Annotated in this window: 16 protein-coding genes; 3 read left to right on the plus strand and 13 right to left on the minus strand. The window is 34.9% G+C overall.

Annotated elements, in window-relative coordinates; translation table 11 throughout:
• Nucleotides 1-11 precede the first annotated feature (11 nt).
• From AACY93_RS05975 to AACY93_RS06005, 7 genes are all read right to left on the minus strand, one after another.
• The gene (locus tag AACY93_RS05975) at nt 12-497 is read right to left on the minus strand and encodes an ABC transporter ATPase (RefSeq protein ID WP_286854015.1); all 486 of its coding nucleotides are present in this window, start codon (nt 495-497) and stop codon (nt 12-14) included.
• 23 nt (nt 498-520) lie between these two features.
• Nucleotides 521-1,162 (minus strand): hypothetical protein, encoded by a 642-nt coding sequence (locus AACY93_RS05980; RefSeq protein ID WP_286854013.1) that lies wholly within the window; start codon nt 1,160-1,162, stop codon nt 521-523.
• Between the two features lie 21 nt (nt 1,163-1,183).
• Complete coding sequence (locus AACY93_RS05985) at nt 1,184-1,978, minus strand: (Fe-S)-binding protein (protein ID WP_286854011.1); 795 nt, start codon at nt 1,976-1,978, stop codon at nt 1,184-1,186.
• A 65-nt stretch (nt 1,979-2,043) separates the two neighbouring features.
• Nucleotides 2,044-2,493, minus strand: a complete 450-nt coding sequence (locus AACY93_RS05990) for a hypothetical protein (protein WP_007649330.1) — start codon at nt 2,491-2,493, stop codon at nt 2,044-2,046.
• A gap of 204 nt (nt 2,494-2,697) precedes the next feature.
• On the minus strand, nt 2,698-4,005 hold the full coding sequence (locus tag AACY93_RS05995) for a 4Fe-4S dicluster domain-containing protein (RefSeq protein WP_286854008.1): 1,308 nt from the start codon (nt 4,003-4,005) through the stop codon (nt 2,698-2,700).
• A 16-nt stretch (nt 4,006-4,021) separates the two neighbouring features.
• Nucleotides 4,022-4,969, minus strand: coding sequence for an MlaD family protein (locus tag AACY93_RS06000; RefSeq protein ID WP_286854005.1), 948 nt, complete (start codon nt 4,967-4,969; stop codon nt 4,022-4,024).
• Between the two features lie 55 nt (nt 4,970-5,024).
• Entirely contained in the window at nt 5,025-6,140 is a 1,116-nt protein-coding gene (locus AACY93_RS06005) for an N-acetylmuramoyl-L-alanine amidase (RefSeq protein ID WP_286854002.1), read from the minus strand.
• A 199-nt stretch (nt 6,141-6,339) separates the two neighbouring features.
• On the opposite strand from AACY93_RS06005, the gene AACY93_RS06010 reads away from it, so the two are divergent.
• Both AACY93_RS06010 and AACY93_RS06015 read left to right on the plus strand, forming a co-directional pair.
• Entirely contained in the window at nt 6,340-9,090 is a 2,751-nt protein-coding gene (locus AACY93_RS06010) for a putative LPS assembly protein LptD (RefSeq protein WP_286853999.1), read from the plus strand.
• Between the two features lie 20 nt (nt 9,091-9,110).
• A complete protein-coding gene (locus tag AACY93_RS06015; protein ID WP_286853996.1) occupies nt 9,111-9,491 on the plus strand; it encodes a Rid family detoxifying hydrolase in 381 nt (126 codons plus the stop codon).
• Nucleotides 9,492-9,692: 201 nt separating this feature from the next.
• On the opposite strand, the gene AACY93_RS06020 is transcribed toward AACY93_RS06015, so the two are convergent.
• A complete protein-coding gene (locus AACY93_RS06020) occupies nt 9,693-10,322 on the minus strand; it encodes a hypothetical protein (RefSeq protein WP_286853995.1) in 630 nt (209 codons plus the stop codon).
• Between the two features lie 41 nt (nt 10,323-10,363).
• On the minus strand, nt 10,364-12,739 hold the full coding sequence (locus tag AACY93_RS06025; RefSeq protein WP_286853994.1) for a prolyl oligopeptidase family serine peptidase: 2,376 nt from the start codon (nt 12,737-12,739) through the stop codon (nt 10,364-10,366).
• A gap of 193 nt (nt 12,740-12,932) precedes the next feature.
• Between AACY93_RS06025 and AACY93_RS06030 the strand changes: the two genes are divergently transcribed.
• The gene (locus AACY93_RS06030; RefSeq protein ID WP_286853992.1) at nt 12,933-13,973 is read left to right on the plus strand and encodes a GMP reductase; all 1,041 of its coding nucleotides are present in this window, start codon (nt 12,933-12,935) and stop codon (nt 13,971-13,973) included.
• A gap of 2 nt (nt 13,974-13,975) precedes the next feature.
• Here the strand turns inward: AACY93_RS06030 and AACY93_RS06035 are convergent, their stop codons facing one another.
• From AACY93_RS06035 to AACY93_RS06050, 4 genes are all read right to left on the minus strand, one after another.
• Nucleotides 13,976-14,338, minus strand: a complete 363-nt coding sequence (locus AACY93_RS06035; RefSeq protein WP_007649347.1) for a methylglyoxal synthase — start codon at nt 14,336-14,338, stop codon at nt 13,976-13,978.
• Complete coding sequence (locus AACY93_RS06040) at nt 14,329-15,201, minus strand: N-acetylglucosamine kinase (protein WP_339611443.1); 873 nt, start codon at nt 15,199-15,201, stop codon at nt 14,329-14,331. Before AACY93_RS06040 ends, AACY93_RS06035 begins: the two co-directional genes overlap by 10 nt.
• 70 nt (nt 15,202-15,271) lie before the next feature.
• Nucleotides 15,272-16,270: a type I glyceraldehyde-3-phosphate dehydrogenase gene (gap, locus tag AACY93_RS06045; RefSeq protein ID WP_339611445.1), complete on the minus strand. Its 999-nt coding sequence runs from the start codon at nt 16,268-16,270 to the stop codon at nt 15,272-15,274.
• A 53-nt stretch (nt 16,271-16,323) separates the two neighbouring features.
• Nucleotides 16,324-16,600, minus strand: a 277-nt coding sequence (locus tag AACY93_RS06050; protein ID WP_339611447.1) for a 6-phosphofructokinase, incomplete at its 5' end; no start/stop codon positions are given.

Raw genomic sequence — 16,600 nt, forward strand, 5'->3', positions numbered from 1 at the left:
TATAAAAAAAATTATTTTAAAAATCGGCTGTGCCAACTATCGCTGGCAGGAACTTCCCAATTTTCATTAAATTCTGCAATATTCACAACCAAGTTGTTAAATACTATGGTGTTTTTGGACACAGCCCTATCCTTGGCCATTTGTTTAAAATCTGTCAAGGTTTTATAAGCAATAAAATCCCCTTGCTTATAAGAAACGTTCATTTTGTCCAACAAATCTACTTGATACTCTTTTTCCAATTGTTGAATAAAATGTACTGAGGCATCAATAGAACAACCTGTGGCTGTTCCATGCTGTTGATTTAAAGCAATGACAATAAAACGCTTATAAACAATTTTATAACCAGCTTGCAAATCGCTACCATGAGCTGTCCAGTTTTCAAGGAAAACATCCAGCTTTGCCTCTATTTCTTTAAGCTCTTGATCTGTAAAAGAACGGTTGCACTGATATATCCATACTTTGGATTCTTGGGGTAAGGTGTTAAAATCTACTAACATGTTTTTTCTTTTCAGAGGGATTTTTAAATCAATTCTAAATATTTAATAACTTTTTTTAAAACATAACGTTTTTCGCTCAAATCGAAATATTCCTCTTCTTTGTAGAAAATCCTGAAATTCTTTTTATAATTTGATTTATTGAGAAGGGAATAATCTTCAAATTGTTCAGACACAATAAATATATGTTCTTTATTGAACTCATCTGTTACCATTATATAGGACACAGCATCATTGTTTAATGACACCAATTTTGCTTCCATGTTAAGATCTTCAAGATTTTTTGGTGCAGGTGGAGGAGGCACATCGTTAAATCCATCTTCTTCCATGTATGAGCCTGCCATTGCCATAATTATTTTTGGACATTCATTCATCATCTTGTAAGCAATGTCTTCTCCCAGCTTTATCAAGGTGCTTTCATCATTAAAAGACAAATTAAAAAATGTATCTACATCTGCTTTATGATTGCCATAGCTCTCTAAAATGCACAATCCTAATTCCAATTCTAATGTATCTGAATTTACATTGGAAAAATCTACATTTTTAGCATTAATACAATTACAGGTTTCCTGTGCCATTGTATGTAATAGTTCGTCCTTTGAGAGTTGCTGAGCAATGGACAGGTTGGTTGATATTACAACGAATAGGAAAGCGATTTTTTTTAACATGGTAAGTTCATGGCTTTAATTTTATAGATTTTGGGAATTGGCAATTAATTCGGCAATATCCATCACTTGAACACTGTCTTCTTTTTCTTTGGCTTTTACGCCATCAGTCATCATGGTATTGCAATAAGGGCAACCTGTAGCAATAATATTTGGGTTGGTTTCAATGGCATCCTCAGTTCTCAAAACATTAATGTCCTTATCTCCTTTTTCGGGTTCTTTAAACATTTGTGCACCGCCTGCTCCACAGCATAAGGCTGAATTTCGGCTGCGTTTCATTTCTACCAAATCCACACCCAAAGACCTTAACAGGTTTCTTGGAGCTTCGTAAACATCATTTGCCCTACCTAAATAACAAGGGTCATGAAACGTGATGCGTTTGCCACTTAACTGGTTGGAGCCTTCAATAGTTAAACGTCCAGATTTTATCAGTTCATTTATAAACTCCGTATGGTGTTGCACCTGGTAATTTCCTCCTAGCTCCGGATATTCATTTTTTAAGGTATTGTAGGAATGAGGACAGGCAGTAACAATACGCTTTATTTCGTAAGCATTTAAAACCTCAATGTTGGTAACGGCTTGCATTTGAAACAAAAATTCGTTTCCGGCACGTTTTGCCACATCTCCTGTAGAACTTTCCTCGGTTCCCAATACGGCAAAATCTACATTAGCCTTGTTAAGGATTTTCACGAAAGCTTTGGTTATTTTTTTTGCTCTATCGTCGTAACTACCAGCAGCTCCAACCCAAAAAAGAATTTCTGGTTGTCTGCCTTCTGCCATACATTGTGCCATGGTAGGCACTTTTAATTGTTCGCTCATGTTGTTAATGCTTTAATTTTTTAAAATTTATGCTTTGCTGTTTGCTAACAAGCAGTTGCAAAAATTTATGACTCATGATGACCATCATCAAAAACCTGAATGGTCACTTTTTTATCCACTAAATCTGTAAACTTACCTTTATATCTGGTTGCTTTTACCAAGTGGTTGTCTATCCAATGGTAATTTCCGCCTCTTGGTTTTCCCATAAGCAAACTATGGAATTTAAAACCGTGTTTGTTCAACCAGTTTGTGGTCACTTCTCTATGATCTTCTGTTCTTGAAGTGAAAAAACAAATTAAATGTCCTTCGTCATACCATTTGTTACAGGTTGCCAGTGCATCTGGATAGGGTTTACAAGTTGCCATTCGTTCAGGTTCCTCATTAGGAATATCGTCTGTAATGGTCCCATCTATATCAATTAAATAATTTTTAACGTCTTTTGGCAAAATTGGACTGACTTTTTCTCCTGCTTCAACTTTTTCATGTAATAGTTTATCTGCGTCTTCTCTTTTCATGCTCAACTTCCTGCAAAGGCAGGATTATTTTTTAATTATTTTGGCTTTTAATAGTTTACTTTGGATATGACACTTATTAACGATTAAATAAATTGAAAAAATTTAGACTTTTTAAAGCCATCCGAATTCATTAATTCATTACAACGTATTTGTTATAGATTCACTGTTTTTTAAACAAGGTTCCTGCAAACGCAGAGGAATTCGTTATTCGTCCTTCCAATTCAATCTATCCATTTGGTTGTAAGGCCAAGGCGCTCCATTGTTTTCAATATTTGTCATCATATTGTTAAGTTCCACTGGAGCAGCACTTTGTTCCATTACCAAATAACGTCTCATATCAATGATAATAGATAAAGGGTCTATACTTACTGGACAAGCTTCCACACAAGCGTTGCAAGTGGTACAAGCCCAAAGTTCTTCGGCAGTTATGTAATCTCCCAAAAGTTGTTTCCCATCGTCTTTGAATTTGCCATTGTTTGCGTCTATATTCTTACCAACTTCCTCCAAACGATCCCTAGTGTCCATCATGATTTTTCTAGGGGACAGTTTTTTTCCTGTTAAATTGGCAGGACACTCACTGGTACATCGTCCACATTCTGTACATGTGTAAGCATTTAATAACTGAACCCAAGATAGGTCCTGGACATCGCTTGCCCCAAATTTTGCAGGCATTTCGGCGTCGGCTCCTTCTGGTGGTGCAGCAAATGGATCGACATTTGGATCCATCATCATTTTAACTTCTTTTGTAACCGATTCCAGGTTGTTTAATTGTCCTTTAGGTTTAACTTTTCCATAATAAGTGTTTGGGAAAGCCAAAAGAATGTGTAAGTGCTTGGAATAGTATAAATAATTTAAAAAGACCAATATCCCTAAAATATGCAACCACCAGGCTGCTCGTTCTATGGTATGAATGGTTGGCTCTGACAAACCACTGAACCAAGGCGCTATATATTGACTGACCACATTTCCGGAATTCATTAATTGAAAATGAATATCTGTAGCATTCATAACCAAAAACAAGGTCATTAATACCATTTCGAAATACAAAATATAATTGGCATCGTTTTTTGGCCAACTGGTCATTTCACTTTTCCAGAAACGTTGAATTTTAATGATGTTTCTTCTAATCCAGAATACGATAACAGAAATTAAAACCAAAACTGCCAAAATTTCGAAAGTACCTATTAAAACTCCATAAAGCTCTTGGTAATAAGAGAATATTCGCCAAGTCCCGAATAGTCCATCGATAACAATTTCCAACAATTCAATATTGATGATAATGAAACCAACATATACAATAACGTGTAGGAATCCAGCAATGGGTCTTTTAACCATTTTACTTTGTCCCAAGGCGATTCTTGCCATGTTTTTCCAGCGTTGGCTTTTATTATCACTTACATCTACAGCTTGTCCTAACTTGATGTTTCTAATAAGTTTTTTAACATTTCTGGCAAAAAACCCTAGTCCAGCAATAAGTGCTATAGCAAATAATATGTTTGGAAGGTAATTCATAATAAGATTAGGTTAGTTATTGTCTTTCGTCTTCTGGCTTTACGTATTCTTCTTTATTTTTTCCTCCAAAAACAGATACATTAACATAGCGTTTTGGATTTAACTTTACATCCTGAAGCAATTCGCTTAATTGTTGTGATGCCACTTCCAAATTGTGGTAAAGTTTGTCGTCTTTTAGCAATTTCCCTAAGGTTCCCTCACCATTTTCCATATCTGCCAAAAGGGCATTCACTTGTAGCAAAGTGGTATCAAGACTTGAAATGGTTTTGGAAATTTCAACATCCTTTAAATCGTTTGATAACACTGCCAAGTCTTTACTAATTGAGTTAAAGTTACTGATAACTTGTGTTAAACTGTCTTGGTTTTTGGCAATCAAGGAGTTAAAGGAACCAGAGAGGTTTTTAAAAGAAGTTAAGGTTAAATTAAGCTCTTTAATAGCGTGTTTAAGACCTTCTTTAGAATCGTCTTCCACTAAACCGTTGATACTTACCAAAAGGGAATCGGCAGATTTTAAAGTGTCGTCCAAGCCTTCACTTAGACCAGAAAAATTTTCGGAGAGGTTTTTAATAAGACCAGGTTCCACTTCAGACTGCAAGAAATCGCCATCTTCGGCAATTTGGTCGTCATCAGCAGGAATAATGGCAAGTCCGTTGCCATCCAAGAGACCTAAAGGATAGAGTCTCATTTTACTGTTTTTAGAGAATTTCAATTCGTCATCAACTGTAAAAGACACTCTGGTTTTACCAGTTTCAACAATGTATGTTATCTTGTTGATTTTACCAACATTATTCCCTTTAATAGTAACAGGAGAGGCTGTTGTTAAACCATTATAATCAAATTCGGTATAGTAAGCGTCGGAAACATTGAATAAATTTTTACCTTTTAAATAATTAAAGCCAAAAATAAAGAACAGAATTCCAAATATGACCAAAATAGCCGTTTTAACTTCTCTAGATAGTTTCAAATTGTATAAATTTAGTTACCTAACAAAATTAGAAATAAAATTATAAAGAATGGCTCTAATTTGCAGTTGATTTTAGTGCTTCTTCCAAAGGTATTTGTTTTCCATCTTTGTATGCCACAATAAAACTAGAGACATATCCTCTGGATTTTGCATAATTCTGGAATTCTTTGATCTTGGTATAGTTTGAGGTATAACCATAAAAGTATTTGTATAAGCCATTTATTTTATCCCTTGTTACATCTTCCAGTCCTTTAAAGTTGTATGGTTTCAATTCAATTTCTTTTGAACTGGCTGCTATTTGGACTTTAAATACCACATTTTTAAAAATTTCATCAGGTTCAGTACTTAATGTTTCTTCTGTTTGGGTTTCCTGATAAACAAAATCGTCCACATTTTGGTATATGGCATTTTTATAATCCAAGATGGCTTTTTCAATGGCAGTAGCCATATCTTTTTGTCCTTTATTGGAGTTTAAATAAGCTCCTTCAGCTTTATTGGTAATAAAGCCTGTTTCCACCAAAACACTAGGCATGATTGTTTGATGCAAGACGATAAATCCAGCCTGTTTAACACCTCTATTCTTACGTTTTAAGACATTTGTAAATTTATCCTGTATTAAACTGGCCAATAAAATGCTTTGATCTAAATACTCTTCTTGCATGAGTGTTAAACCGATGAAGGAACCTGGGGAATTTGGGTCGAAACCTTCATAGTTTTTCTCGTAATCGTCTTCCAAATAAATTACCTCGTTTTCTGCTTTGGCCACATTAAAATTGGTATCGTTTCTATGAATTCCCAGAACATAGGTTTCAGAGCCATAGGCTTGTGTATGGTGTGCATTGCAATGAATGGATACAAACAAATCCGCTTTGGCCTCATTGGCAATTTTACCTCTTTTAAACAAATCCACAAAAACATCTTTTGTTCTGGTGTAAACCACTTTAATATCTGGATTTTTTTCCAATTCTTTTCCTACTTCCAAGGCAATTTTAAGGGCAATATCCTTTTCCTTATAACCTTCTTTAGATGGTTTCCCTGGGTCTTTACCTCCATGACCAGCGTCTAAAACCACCACAAACTTATTTGAGTTATCTTGTGCAAGCAAGGAATTGCTGAAATTTGACAAAACAAACAAAGCAGATAAAAAAAGTAATATCAATTTCGATTTCATAAAATAATATCTATTGTTTTTTATAATTATCAACATGTCACACAAAGCATTGTACGTTTTAAACTTTTAAAGATGCAGCTTAAGTGTTTCATATAATAATAACAGCTATAGAGCGAGTTTATTACCCAATTTAATTAAGTAAAAGTTTATTTTCGAATTTTTGTGAATATTAAATTAATCACAAAAAATATATGTAATTTTGGCAATTCAAAAACCGAGCCATACTTTTACAAAAATACATTTAAAAGCGTTGCGTACAAACAACTTTTACATACTTTTTGCCTTAAGTTTTACAGTGTTTATCAACACTTTTGGCTTCGCTCAAGATATTCCAAAATCTGGAGGTACAGTCTCACCAGAAAAAGTCGAGGATACCGTTTCTGTAAATTTAAACACCTTAGAAAAACTAGAGGTTTCCGAAGTTGGTCAGGATTCCACCTTACAAGATTCTGTAAAGCCAAAACCAGAACTCTTAAGCGCCACAGTTACCTATAAGGCCAAAGACTACACCTCATTTAACATGAAGGAGCAAAAGCTTTATTTATATAATGAAGCTGAAGTATATTTTGAGGACATGGAACTGAAAGCTGGAATTATTGTTATAGATTACAATAAAAAAGAAGTATATGCTGGACGCATTAAGGATTCTGCAGGTGTTTACTCACAACGACCTTCTTTTAAACAAGGAGACAATTTGGTTGAACCAGATTCCATAAGATTTAATTACGATACTGAAAAAGCCTTGATTTTTAAATCGAAAACAGAACAACAAGGCATGCAGATATATGCGCCAATCACCAAAAAAGAAAACGATTCCGTTATCTTTTTATATAAAGGTCGTTTTACCACATCCAAAGACATAGAAAACCCAGAATATTATTTTCAAGCCAATAAAATTAAATTGGTACCAGGAAAAAAAATTGTAGTAGGTCTTACCAACATGGTTGTGGCAGATGTACCAACACCTATTGGGTTGCCTTTTGGTTTTTTCCCTTTAACAAAAAAACAAACCTCTGGAGTTTTAATCCCTAGTTTTGGTGAGCAAAGCAGTCGTGGTTATTTCTTGCAGAATGGTGGTTATTATTTTGCAATTAGCGATTATATAGACTTAGCTGTTTTAGGGGATTATTACACCAATGGCAGTTATGGGTTACGTTTTGAAAGCAACTATGCCTTACGTTATAAATTTACGGGGAATTTAGGTTTTAGGTACGAAAACCTCATCAATAGTGAACGTGGATTTCCAGACTATTCCAAAACTTCCATATACAATATTAGGTGGTCTCACACCCAAGATGGAAAATCCAGTCCCAATTCCAGATTTTCAGCATCTGTAAACCTTGGAAGCAGCAAGTATTATCAAGAGTCCATAAATCAAGTTAACTCACCAAGTTTTCTTAACAACACCATGGCTTCCTCCATTTCTTATTCCAAAACTTTTCAAGGGGAACCACAGGTAAACTTAAGTGTTGCTGCCACACATTCACAAAACACCAATACAGAAAGCATTAACATGACACTGCCTACCCTTCAGGCAAGTGTAAGTAGAATTTATCCGTTTGAGCCAAAAGTAGGATCCAAAAAAGGAATTATAGAAAACATCAACTTTCAATATAACATTAGGGCAGAAAACAGGATCCAAACCACAGATTCGCTTTTCTTTAAGAAAGAAATGTGGGACGATGCCCAAAACGGCATAAACCATAGCATTCCTCTTACAACCAATTTTAAAGTTTTTAAATATTTAAGTCTGAGTGCTGGCACAAACTATAGCGAAACCTGGACCTTTAAAACAGTGGATAAATATTACGACCAAACCACGAGGGAGGTTATTACCAATGAAAACAATGGGTTTGCTTCCTATAGAACCTATAATTTCAATGCTAGTTTGGGTACCACACTTTATGGAATGTTCAACTTTGAGAAGGAAGGTGAAGATAGAAAAATAAAAAAGCTAAGGCATATTATGAGACCTTCCATTAGCTATACCATCAATCCTTCTTTTGATCAGTATTATGATACTTACGAAGTAATAAGTGCAGATGGTTTAACATCGGAACAAGTTGAATACTCCAAATTTGAAGGTTCTGTCTTTGGAGCTCCAAATAAAAATTATTCCAATACTGTTGGATTTGCATTGGGAAACAATATAGAAATGAAGGTTCGCGACAAAGATTCCACGCAAACAGAACCTAGAAAAATCAAAATATTGGACAACCTAAATTTCAGTACAGGCTATGATATTGCTGCAGACTCTTTAAACTGGAGTCCAATGAGGATTTCTGGAAGTACACAACTGCTTAAAGATAAAATGTCTGTGAATTTTGGAGCTACCCTAAATCCATATGCATTGGACAACAATAACAATCTTGTGGATATGTGGAATATTGATAATGGAGGTAGTTTGTTTAGGCTAACAAGTGCCAATGTTACCATGAATTATACCCTTTCAAACTCTACCTTTTCTGGAGGTGAAACACAAGAAAGCTACGAAGAAACCTTAAGAAGTGGTGGTCGAGCAGACGATATGTTTGGACGCTCCTTAGATTACGAAAACCCTAGCTTCTATGAAGATGACGATGAGGAAAACCAAACACCAAGCGATTTATATACCACTGTGATCCCTTGGAGCTTACGCCTAGCTTATGCCGTGAACTACTCCAATTCCAGAAGAGAAAATGAAATTTCATCACATTCCTTAATGTTTTCTGGTGATGTTGAAATATCTCCTCGTTGGAAAGTTGGAGCCTCCTCCGGTTACGATTTTAAAAACAATGGCTTTACTTATACCTCTTTACGATTTGAAAGGGATTTATTGAGTTGGAGAATGAGTTTTAACTGGATCCCTTTTAGTGATAGAGCCTCTTGGAATTTCTTTATTGGCATAAAATCCAATCTGCTTAAAGATCTTAAATACGATAAAAGAAGACAACCAGATAAGCAATTATAATTTTAAAACACACATAGGTCATGAAAAAAATAATAAATACATCTCACGCACCTGCTCCCATAGGACCGTACAATCAAGCTGTTTTAGTAAACAATATCTTATACACATCTGGACAAATAGCCTTAAACCCTATAACCATGGAATTGGTTTTAGACGATATAAAAACGGAAACCAAACAGGTTATGGAAAACTTAAAAGCTGTTTTAAAAGCTGCTGACATGACTTTTGAAAATGTTTTTAAAACCACTATTTTTATTAGCGACATGCACAATTTTTCTAAAATAAACGAGGTGTATGCAACTTATTTCAATGAAGCTACTGCTCCAGCTCGTGAAACTGTAGAAGTTGCCAACTTACCAAAATTTGTAAATGTAGAAATTAGCATGATGGCTTGTAAATAAGCTTAAGCTACTTTTCAAAAAAGTAATTAAAGTAGATGCTTTTTTTCTCTTGTCTGGACAATTTATTAAAGTTATTTCAAAAAACTTTAACTTTTAGCCAACTATACTGTCTATATCCAAAACTGTAAATAAACTCTATAGCTTTTTTATGCGTGCGTTTTATAAATATATGTCTCAGGCTTTCATATAATTATTCGGAAATTAGAAGGTTTTATAAAACACCATTTTTCCATTAACATAAATACCTTTTGGTAGTTGATTTCTAAACTTATTAAACTTTTCTATTAGCTTAAGTTTTGAAATAGTCTTAATTAAAAAGTTATGAATGTTATTTATTTTTAGCACTCCATGAACTTCATATTCATTGTTAGTAGATAACCAATAGGAATATCTTTTAATTTCATTTTTATAACCAAATTCAATTATATAATTATAAAGTCCTTCAATTTTTAGATTATTGTCTTCTATATTATTTGAAGCATTTAAATATCTCAATTCTTCAAAATTAATTTGATTTAATAGTTTTTTGGCTTGTTTAGAAGACAGTTTGCTTTCTTCATAAACATAATCCACGTATTCATTTTCAAAATTATAATGAGCTATAAAATTAATGATACAGCCTAGATATATATTTTCGTCTTTTTTATATAATTCAACAACCTGACTGTTTGACCAGATTCGAATACCTTGAATTGCATCCAATTTTCCAAAACTATCCAAATTAATAGCTTTCTGAATTGAATCAATATTATTAATTAGATATGATTCAACTTCACTTTGAGAAAACGCATAAGTTGAAAAAAAACAAAATACTAGTATTATTTTTTTCATTATTGTATGGGATTTTTTTTAAGTAATAATACTAATTAGATTTATTCTTTAAGCAAACTCTCTTGAAACAGCTTATAAATCCTTAAATACTCATCTGTCCAGCTACTTGGTTCTACAAAACCATGTCGTTCTATTGGATATATGGCCATTTCCCAGTTTTCTTTTCCCAATTCAATTAAACGTTGCGATAAACGAACCATATCCTGAAAGTGTACATTATCGTCTATCATGCCATGCAGTATCAATAAATCGCCTTGCAAACCTTCGGCAAAATAAATAGGTGAACTTCTTTTGTATGCTAAACTATCAGTTACTGGAGTGTTTAAAATTCTTGCTGTATACCCATGATTATAGGCTGCCCAATCCCCTACAGAACGAATAGCAGCTCCAGCTTTAAAGGTTTCAGCTTCATTAAACATGGCCATAAGTGTTATAAAGCCACCATAAGAACCACCATAAATACCAATTTTATCAGCATCAATGCCATAATTCTTAATTAAATATTCAGCTCCATCTACTTGGTCAGATAGATCCTTTCCTCCCATATGTCTGTAAATCCCTGTTCGCCAATCCCTTCCGTAGCCTGCACTTCCACGATAATCTATATCCAACACAGTATAACCATTATCAACCAATAAATTGTGGAACATATATTCACGATAATAACTGCTCCACCATTTATGGGCATTTTGCAAATATCCTGCTCCATGCACAAAAATAACAGCTGCTTTGTTTTTAACCTCAGTTTTTGGCTGGTACAATCTAGCATGGACTTGTGCTCCATCGTCTGCTTTAAAGCTAATGATTTCTGGGTCTTTCCATGGATAGTCGTTAAAAACTTTAGTTGTAGAATAGGTAATCTGTTTAGGAGAAGTTGCTTTTGATGCAAACAACGGATTTGCCTTTACATATAGTTCTGTTGGCTTGTTTGTATAGGAATACAAGATTGCCATTTGCTTTTCGTCTGGGGACAGAACAACCTCATTGTTACCTATGCGCTCTGTTAATGCTGTAATTGTACCTCCTTGAATTGGCATACTGTAAAATTGACGATCTCCAGGGTGATTTTTATTGGCAGTAAAATACCAACGTTTTTGATCCTTTGAAATCTGTGGGTTATATATTTCAAAAGAACCTGCTGTAAGTGCTTTTTCTTTTTTAGAATTCACATTCAAAGTATATAAATGCGAATAGCCTGTTTTTTCAGATTGATACCAAATAGATTTATTATCTGGCATCCAACCTAAAACGCCTCCTCCGTAACCTCCAATTCCAGGACCAGCAATCCAAGCTTCGTCATGCTGATGATTTAGGTTTTCTATAGTGCCATCTTCAACGTTCAATAAAACAATCCAACGGTCTTTATAATCGTTGGCAATAATATCCAAAACGGCATAATTACCATCTGGACTCCAAGTAGGTCCGGAAATATAACCAATTCGGTTATCGTTTTTATATGGTTTATCAGGATACTCCTTGGTGTATTCTGGAATATAATCCAAACCATCTAGGTTATCCAAAACAACAGGATAGTTATTCTTGTTTGCAATATCATAAACAAACATACTATATTCAGTAGGCTCATCCCCTACTTTAGAACGCGTGTTTTCATTTTCGGTATAACCAGATTCCGTTACGTAATGAGGCATGATGGTTTTTTTGTTTTCTGGCTTTTTTGCAGTTACGTAAGTCACATACTTACCATCTGGACTCATTTTTTGGTTTATTACAGATTTTCCGTCAAGCACAATCTTTAAAGGTTTTTTAGTGTCAAAACGGGTCATCAAGCTATCGTGCTTATCAGATTTTTCTTTACGTGTTCTTAAAACCTCAAATAATTCCAACTGATCTTTTTCTAACCAAATGTCTTTCTCACTCTTAGGTTTTTCAGTCTTCTCCTTATTAACAAAGTTTGTGACTTGGGTTGTTGTTCCTGTTTCCAAATCCCAGGTGTAGATATTTTTTTCATTAACATATGCTATTTTGTTATCGTTATCTGTAAAATGGGCCTGACTTTCGTAATCCATTGTTTGTGTTACCTGTAGGGTTTTATTGGATGAAACATCAACCAAAAAAACATCTCCATGTTTTGTGTAAACTTTCTTTGTTTTGTCAGTGTTGAAAATAAAATCAAAAGACGCTAATGCATACTCTGTTTCAAAATCTACTTTAGAAAATTTATCGTTTTTTAGATGATACAAATAAAGCGAGTCGCTTAATGCTGCTTCCGGATTCCAATCAAAATAGATCTTGTCACTATTATTGGACCAATTAACATGAGATGGTAAATGTCCCACAAATCCATCTCCTTGCATGATTTCTGGAATGGTAAGCTTTGAAAGATTGTTTTTTTGAGCTTGGCTAGTGACATACATAAAACATAAAATCACATAAAACAGCAAGTTATTAAACTTCATAATATAGAGGGTCTAGAAAATATTTAGGAAACGAAGTTACTCTTTCTAAAATGAAATTCAAACCAAAAACATCTATTCAGTAATTTAGTTTCTATAAACATATTGTTAATAAATGAGTTTTTAAATTTTACTTTTTCAAAGGAGTTTTTTCCAAGAACTTGTATTTTTGAAAGTAACCAAACCCATTGACAAGATGCGCATAGAACAAGACATTAAATTAGGTTTTAAAGATGTGATGATAAGACCCAAACGTTCCACTTTAAAAAGTAGGTCTCAAGTAAATCTGGAACGGAATTTCACTTTCTTAAACAGTCAGTTACCTTGGCATGGCATCCCAATCATGGCAGCCAACATGGACACTGTTGGTACGTTTGAAATGGCTAGGGCATTAAGTAAACATAAGTTGTTTACTGCCATACATAAGCATTATTCCATTCCGGAATGGAAAGAGTTTTTAAAAAATGCTCCTGAGCAAATTGAAGATTATATTGCCATAAGCACAGGAACTGGAAAACAGGATTCCGAAAAATTAGCCACTATTTTTAAATTGCATCCTCACTTAAAATTTATATGTATTGATGTGGCCAATGGTTACTCTGAACATTTTGTAAATTTTGTGAAGAAAACCAGGGAACAATATCCAAAAAAAAACATAATTGCGGGAAATGTGGTTACAGGGGAAATGGTAGAAGAACTCTTGTTGTCTGGAGCAGACATTATTAAAGTAGGCATTGGTCCTGGTTCCGTATGTACCACACGAGTAAAAACAGGTGTTGGTTATCCGCAACTTTCCGCCATTATAGAATGTGCTGATGCCGCTCATGGATTGGGAGGCCAAATAATTAGCGATGGAGGTTGTACAACTCCTGGAGATGTGGCGAAAGCCTTTGGTGCTGGAGCCGATTTTGTGATGCTTGGAGGCATGTTGGCTGGACATCAGGAAAGTGGTGGAGAAACTATTGAAAGACATGGCACAAAGTACAAACAGTTTTATGGAATGAGCTCTGCAACAGCCATGGACAAACACGTTGGTGGCGTAGCAGAATATAGAGCCAGTGAAGGCAAAACCGTTGAAGTACCATACAAAGGCGAGGTAGAAACCACACTTCAGGACATTTTAGGAGGCTTGCGGAGCACCTGTACTTATGTTGGTGCCCAACGATTAAAAGAACTGACCAAAAGAACCACTTTTATTCGGGTTGCGGAACAGGAAAACAGGGTTTATACAGAATAAATTTACAAACCTTTCATTAATAACTCAGCTGTGGCAGGATTGGTTGCTAAAGGGACATCATGCACATCACAAAGACGCATGAGCATGAGCACATCTGGTTCATGAGGATGTTTTTCCAAGGGATCCCTAAAAAACAAAACCATGTTGCATTTGCCTTCAGCTACCCTTGCAGCAATTTGCGCATCTCCACCCAAAGGGCCTGAAAGTAGTCTTAAAACTTCAAAGCCTGCCTTTTTAACCTTTTTTCCAGTTGTTCCAGTTGAAACCAGGGAAATATTTTTTTGAAGCAGAATCTCTTTATGTTCATTTAAAAACTGAACCATCTCAGCTTTTTTTCCATCGTGAGCTATAATTGCTATTTCCATGAATGTAATTGATTTATATGATAAGTTACCAGTCCTTCTATGGGACGTTTAACAATATTTCCAACTTTATAGTTGAATTCTTCGGCAATTTCAAAAATTTCTTCTTTAGACAGGAAAGCTATGGAACCAGCAAAGTGTACTGGAACTGTTTTTATTTCTTCGGAAAATTGCAAAACCATGTTTTTAGAAAACGTACGAAGCCCTTGTTTAATGAGGTTTTTTATATATGTCGAATCCTTATGCGAAAACATGAATTCAGCAAAAGAAGCCAAATAAGCGTTTGGGTTTGGTTGTTTGTATAAATTGAATTTAATGGTATCTGCTTCTACATCATAGGCTTGTGAAAAAGCTGTTTTTAACGAATTTGGCATATGATGAAAATAATAATCACGAAGTAACTGTCTGCCATAATAATTTCCGGCTGCATCGTCCATAATGGTATAACCCAAGGACTCTACCCGTTGGTGCAGGTTCTTACCATCAAAATAGCTACAGTTGGAACCTGTTCCCAAAATACACACAACTGCAGCTTCATTTTCATGATTTATGCTTGCCCTTACTGCTGCCAACGTGTCTTCTTGGACTTCTACTTTTGCTTGAGTAAAAATGGATTCCAACACCTGCTTAAGCAAGTGTTTTGGCTTGTCTGTCCCACAACCTGCACCATAAAAAAATATATGGGTTACTTCAGATTTATGGAATATTAAGTTAGCATTGGAAAGAATGACATCTTGAAGTTCTTTTTCATTTAAAATGGCAGGATTGAGTCCTTTGGTTTGAATTTTATCCAAAAGCCGATGTCCTTTAGAATCCACAGACATCCAATCTGCTTTTGTAGAACCACTGTCAACAATTAATATCATGAGTTAAAAATATAAAAATTCCACATACTATTAATTAAAACAGCATATGGAATTTAAAAAGTTAATACGTTTATAACGAATGAACAAGTTCTGACAATTCCACTAGTTTTACCGAATAAGCATATTCGTTGTCATACCAGGCTACCAGTTTGAAAAATTTTGAGTTTAATTCAATGGCTGCATCTGCATCAAAGACACAAATTCTTGTTTCACCCACGAAATCCTGAGACACCACTTTTTCTTCGGTATAACCCAGAATCCCTTTCATTTCGTATTCTGAAGCTTTTTTAAAAGCTGCTTTAATTTCATCGAGAGAGGTTTCTTTCTGGGTTCTCACGGTTAAATCGACAACAGACACATCTGCCGTTGGCACTCTAAACGCCATGCCTGTTAATTTTCCATCTAATTTTGGGATGACTTTTCCAACAGCTTTAGCTGCTCCTGTGGATGCAGGTATGATATTGACCAAAGCGCTTCTTCCTGAACGAAAATCTTTTCTGGATGGGCTATCTACTGTAAATTGTGATGCTGTTGTGGCATGAATGGTTGTCATAAGGGCTTCTTCTATACCAAAATTGTCATCCATGACTTTAGCCATAGGAGCCAAACAGTTTGTGGTACAAGAGGCGTTGGATACAATGATGTTTGAAGCCTTGATGTCTTTATGGTTTACACCCATAACAAACATAGGGATGTCTTTACTTGGAGCAGACACCACAACTTTTTTTGCTCCAGCTTCAATGTGATAATGAGCCGTTTCCAAAGTCTTGAAAACACCAGTACAATCTGCAATTACGTCTGCCTGAACCTCGTTCCATTTAAGGTTTCTTGGGTCCTTTTCTGAAGTGACCCTAATGGTTTTTCCATTTACTATTAATTGTCCATCTTTTATATCAATGGTTCCATCAAATCTGCCATGTACAGAGTCGTATTTCAACAAATAGGCCAAATGATCAACTTCCAATAAATCGTTGATACCTACAACTTCAATATTCTGTTTTAATGCTGCTCTAAATACGAGTCTTCCTATTCTTCCGAAACCGTTAATTCCTAATTTTAATTTTGACATTCTTATATGATTATTTATTCTTTGTTATTATTAATTCTTATCATTTTGAAATCCTAAGTGGTCATGATATCTGATACACGAAGCAATTCCATATTTATTTCCGACTTTCCTTTAACGGCCTTATCCAAGGATGTTAGCTCCATTTTATTGTCCAAGATTCCAACCATATAATTGGTTTTTCCTTCCAATAAGGATTCTACTGCTTTTACTCCCATCCTACTGGCAAGCACACGATCAAAACAAGATGGTGAGCCACCACGTTGCATGTGACCCAGTACAGAAACACGAACATCGTACTCTGGCATGTTTTCATCAATATAGTCTTTCAGT

The sequence above is a fragment of the uncultured Xanthomarina sp. genome, assembly GCF_963971605.1.
Taxonomy (GTDB): Bacteria; Bacteroidota; Bacteroidia; order Flavobacteriales; family Flavobacteriaceae; genus Xanthomarina; species Xanthomarina gelatinilytica.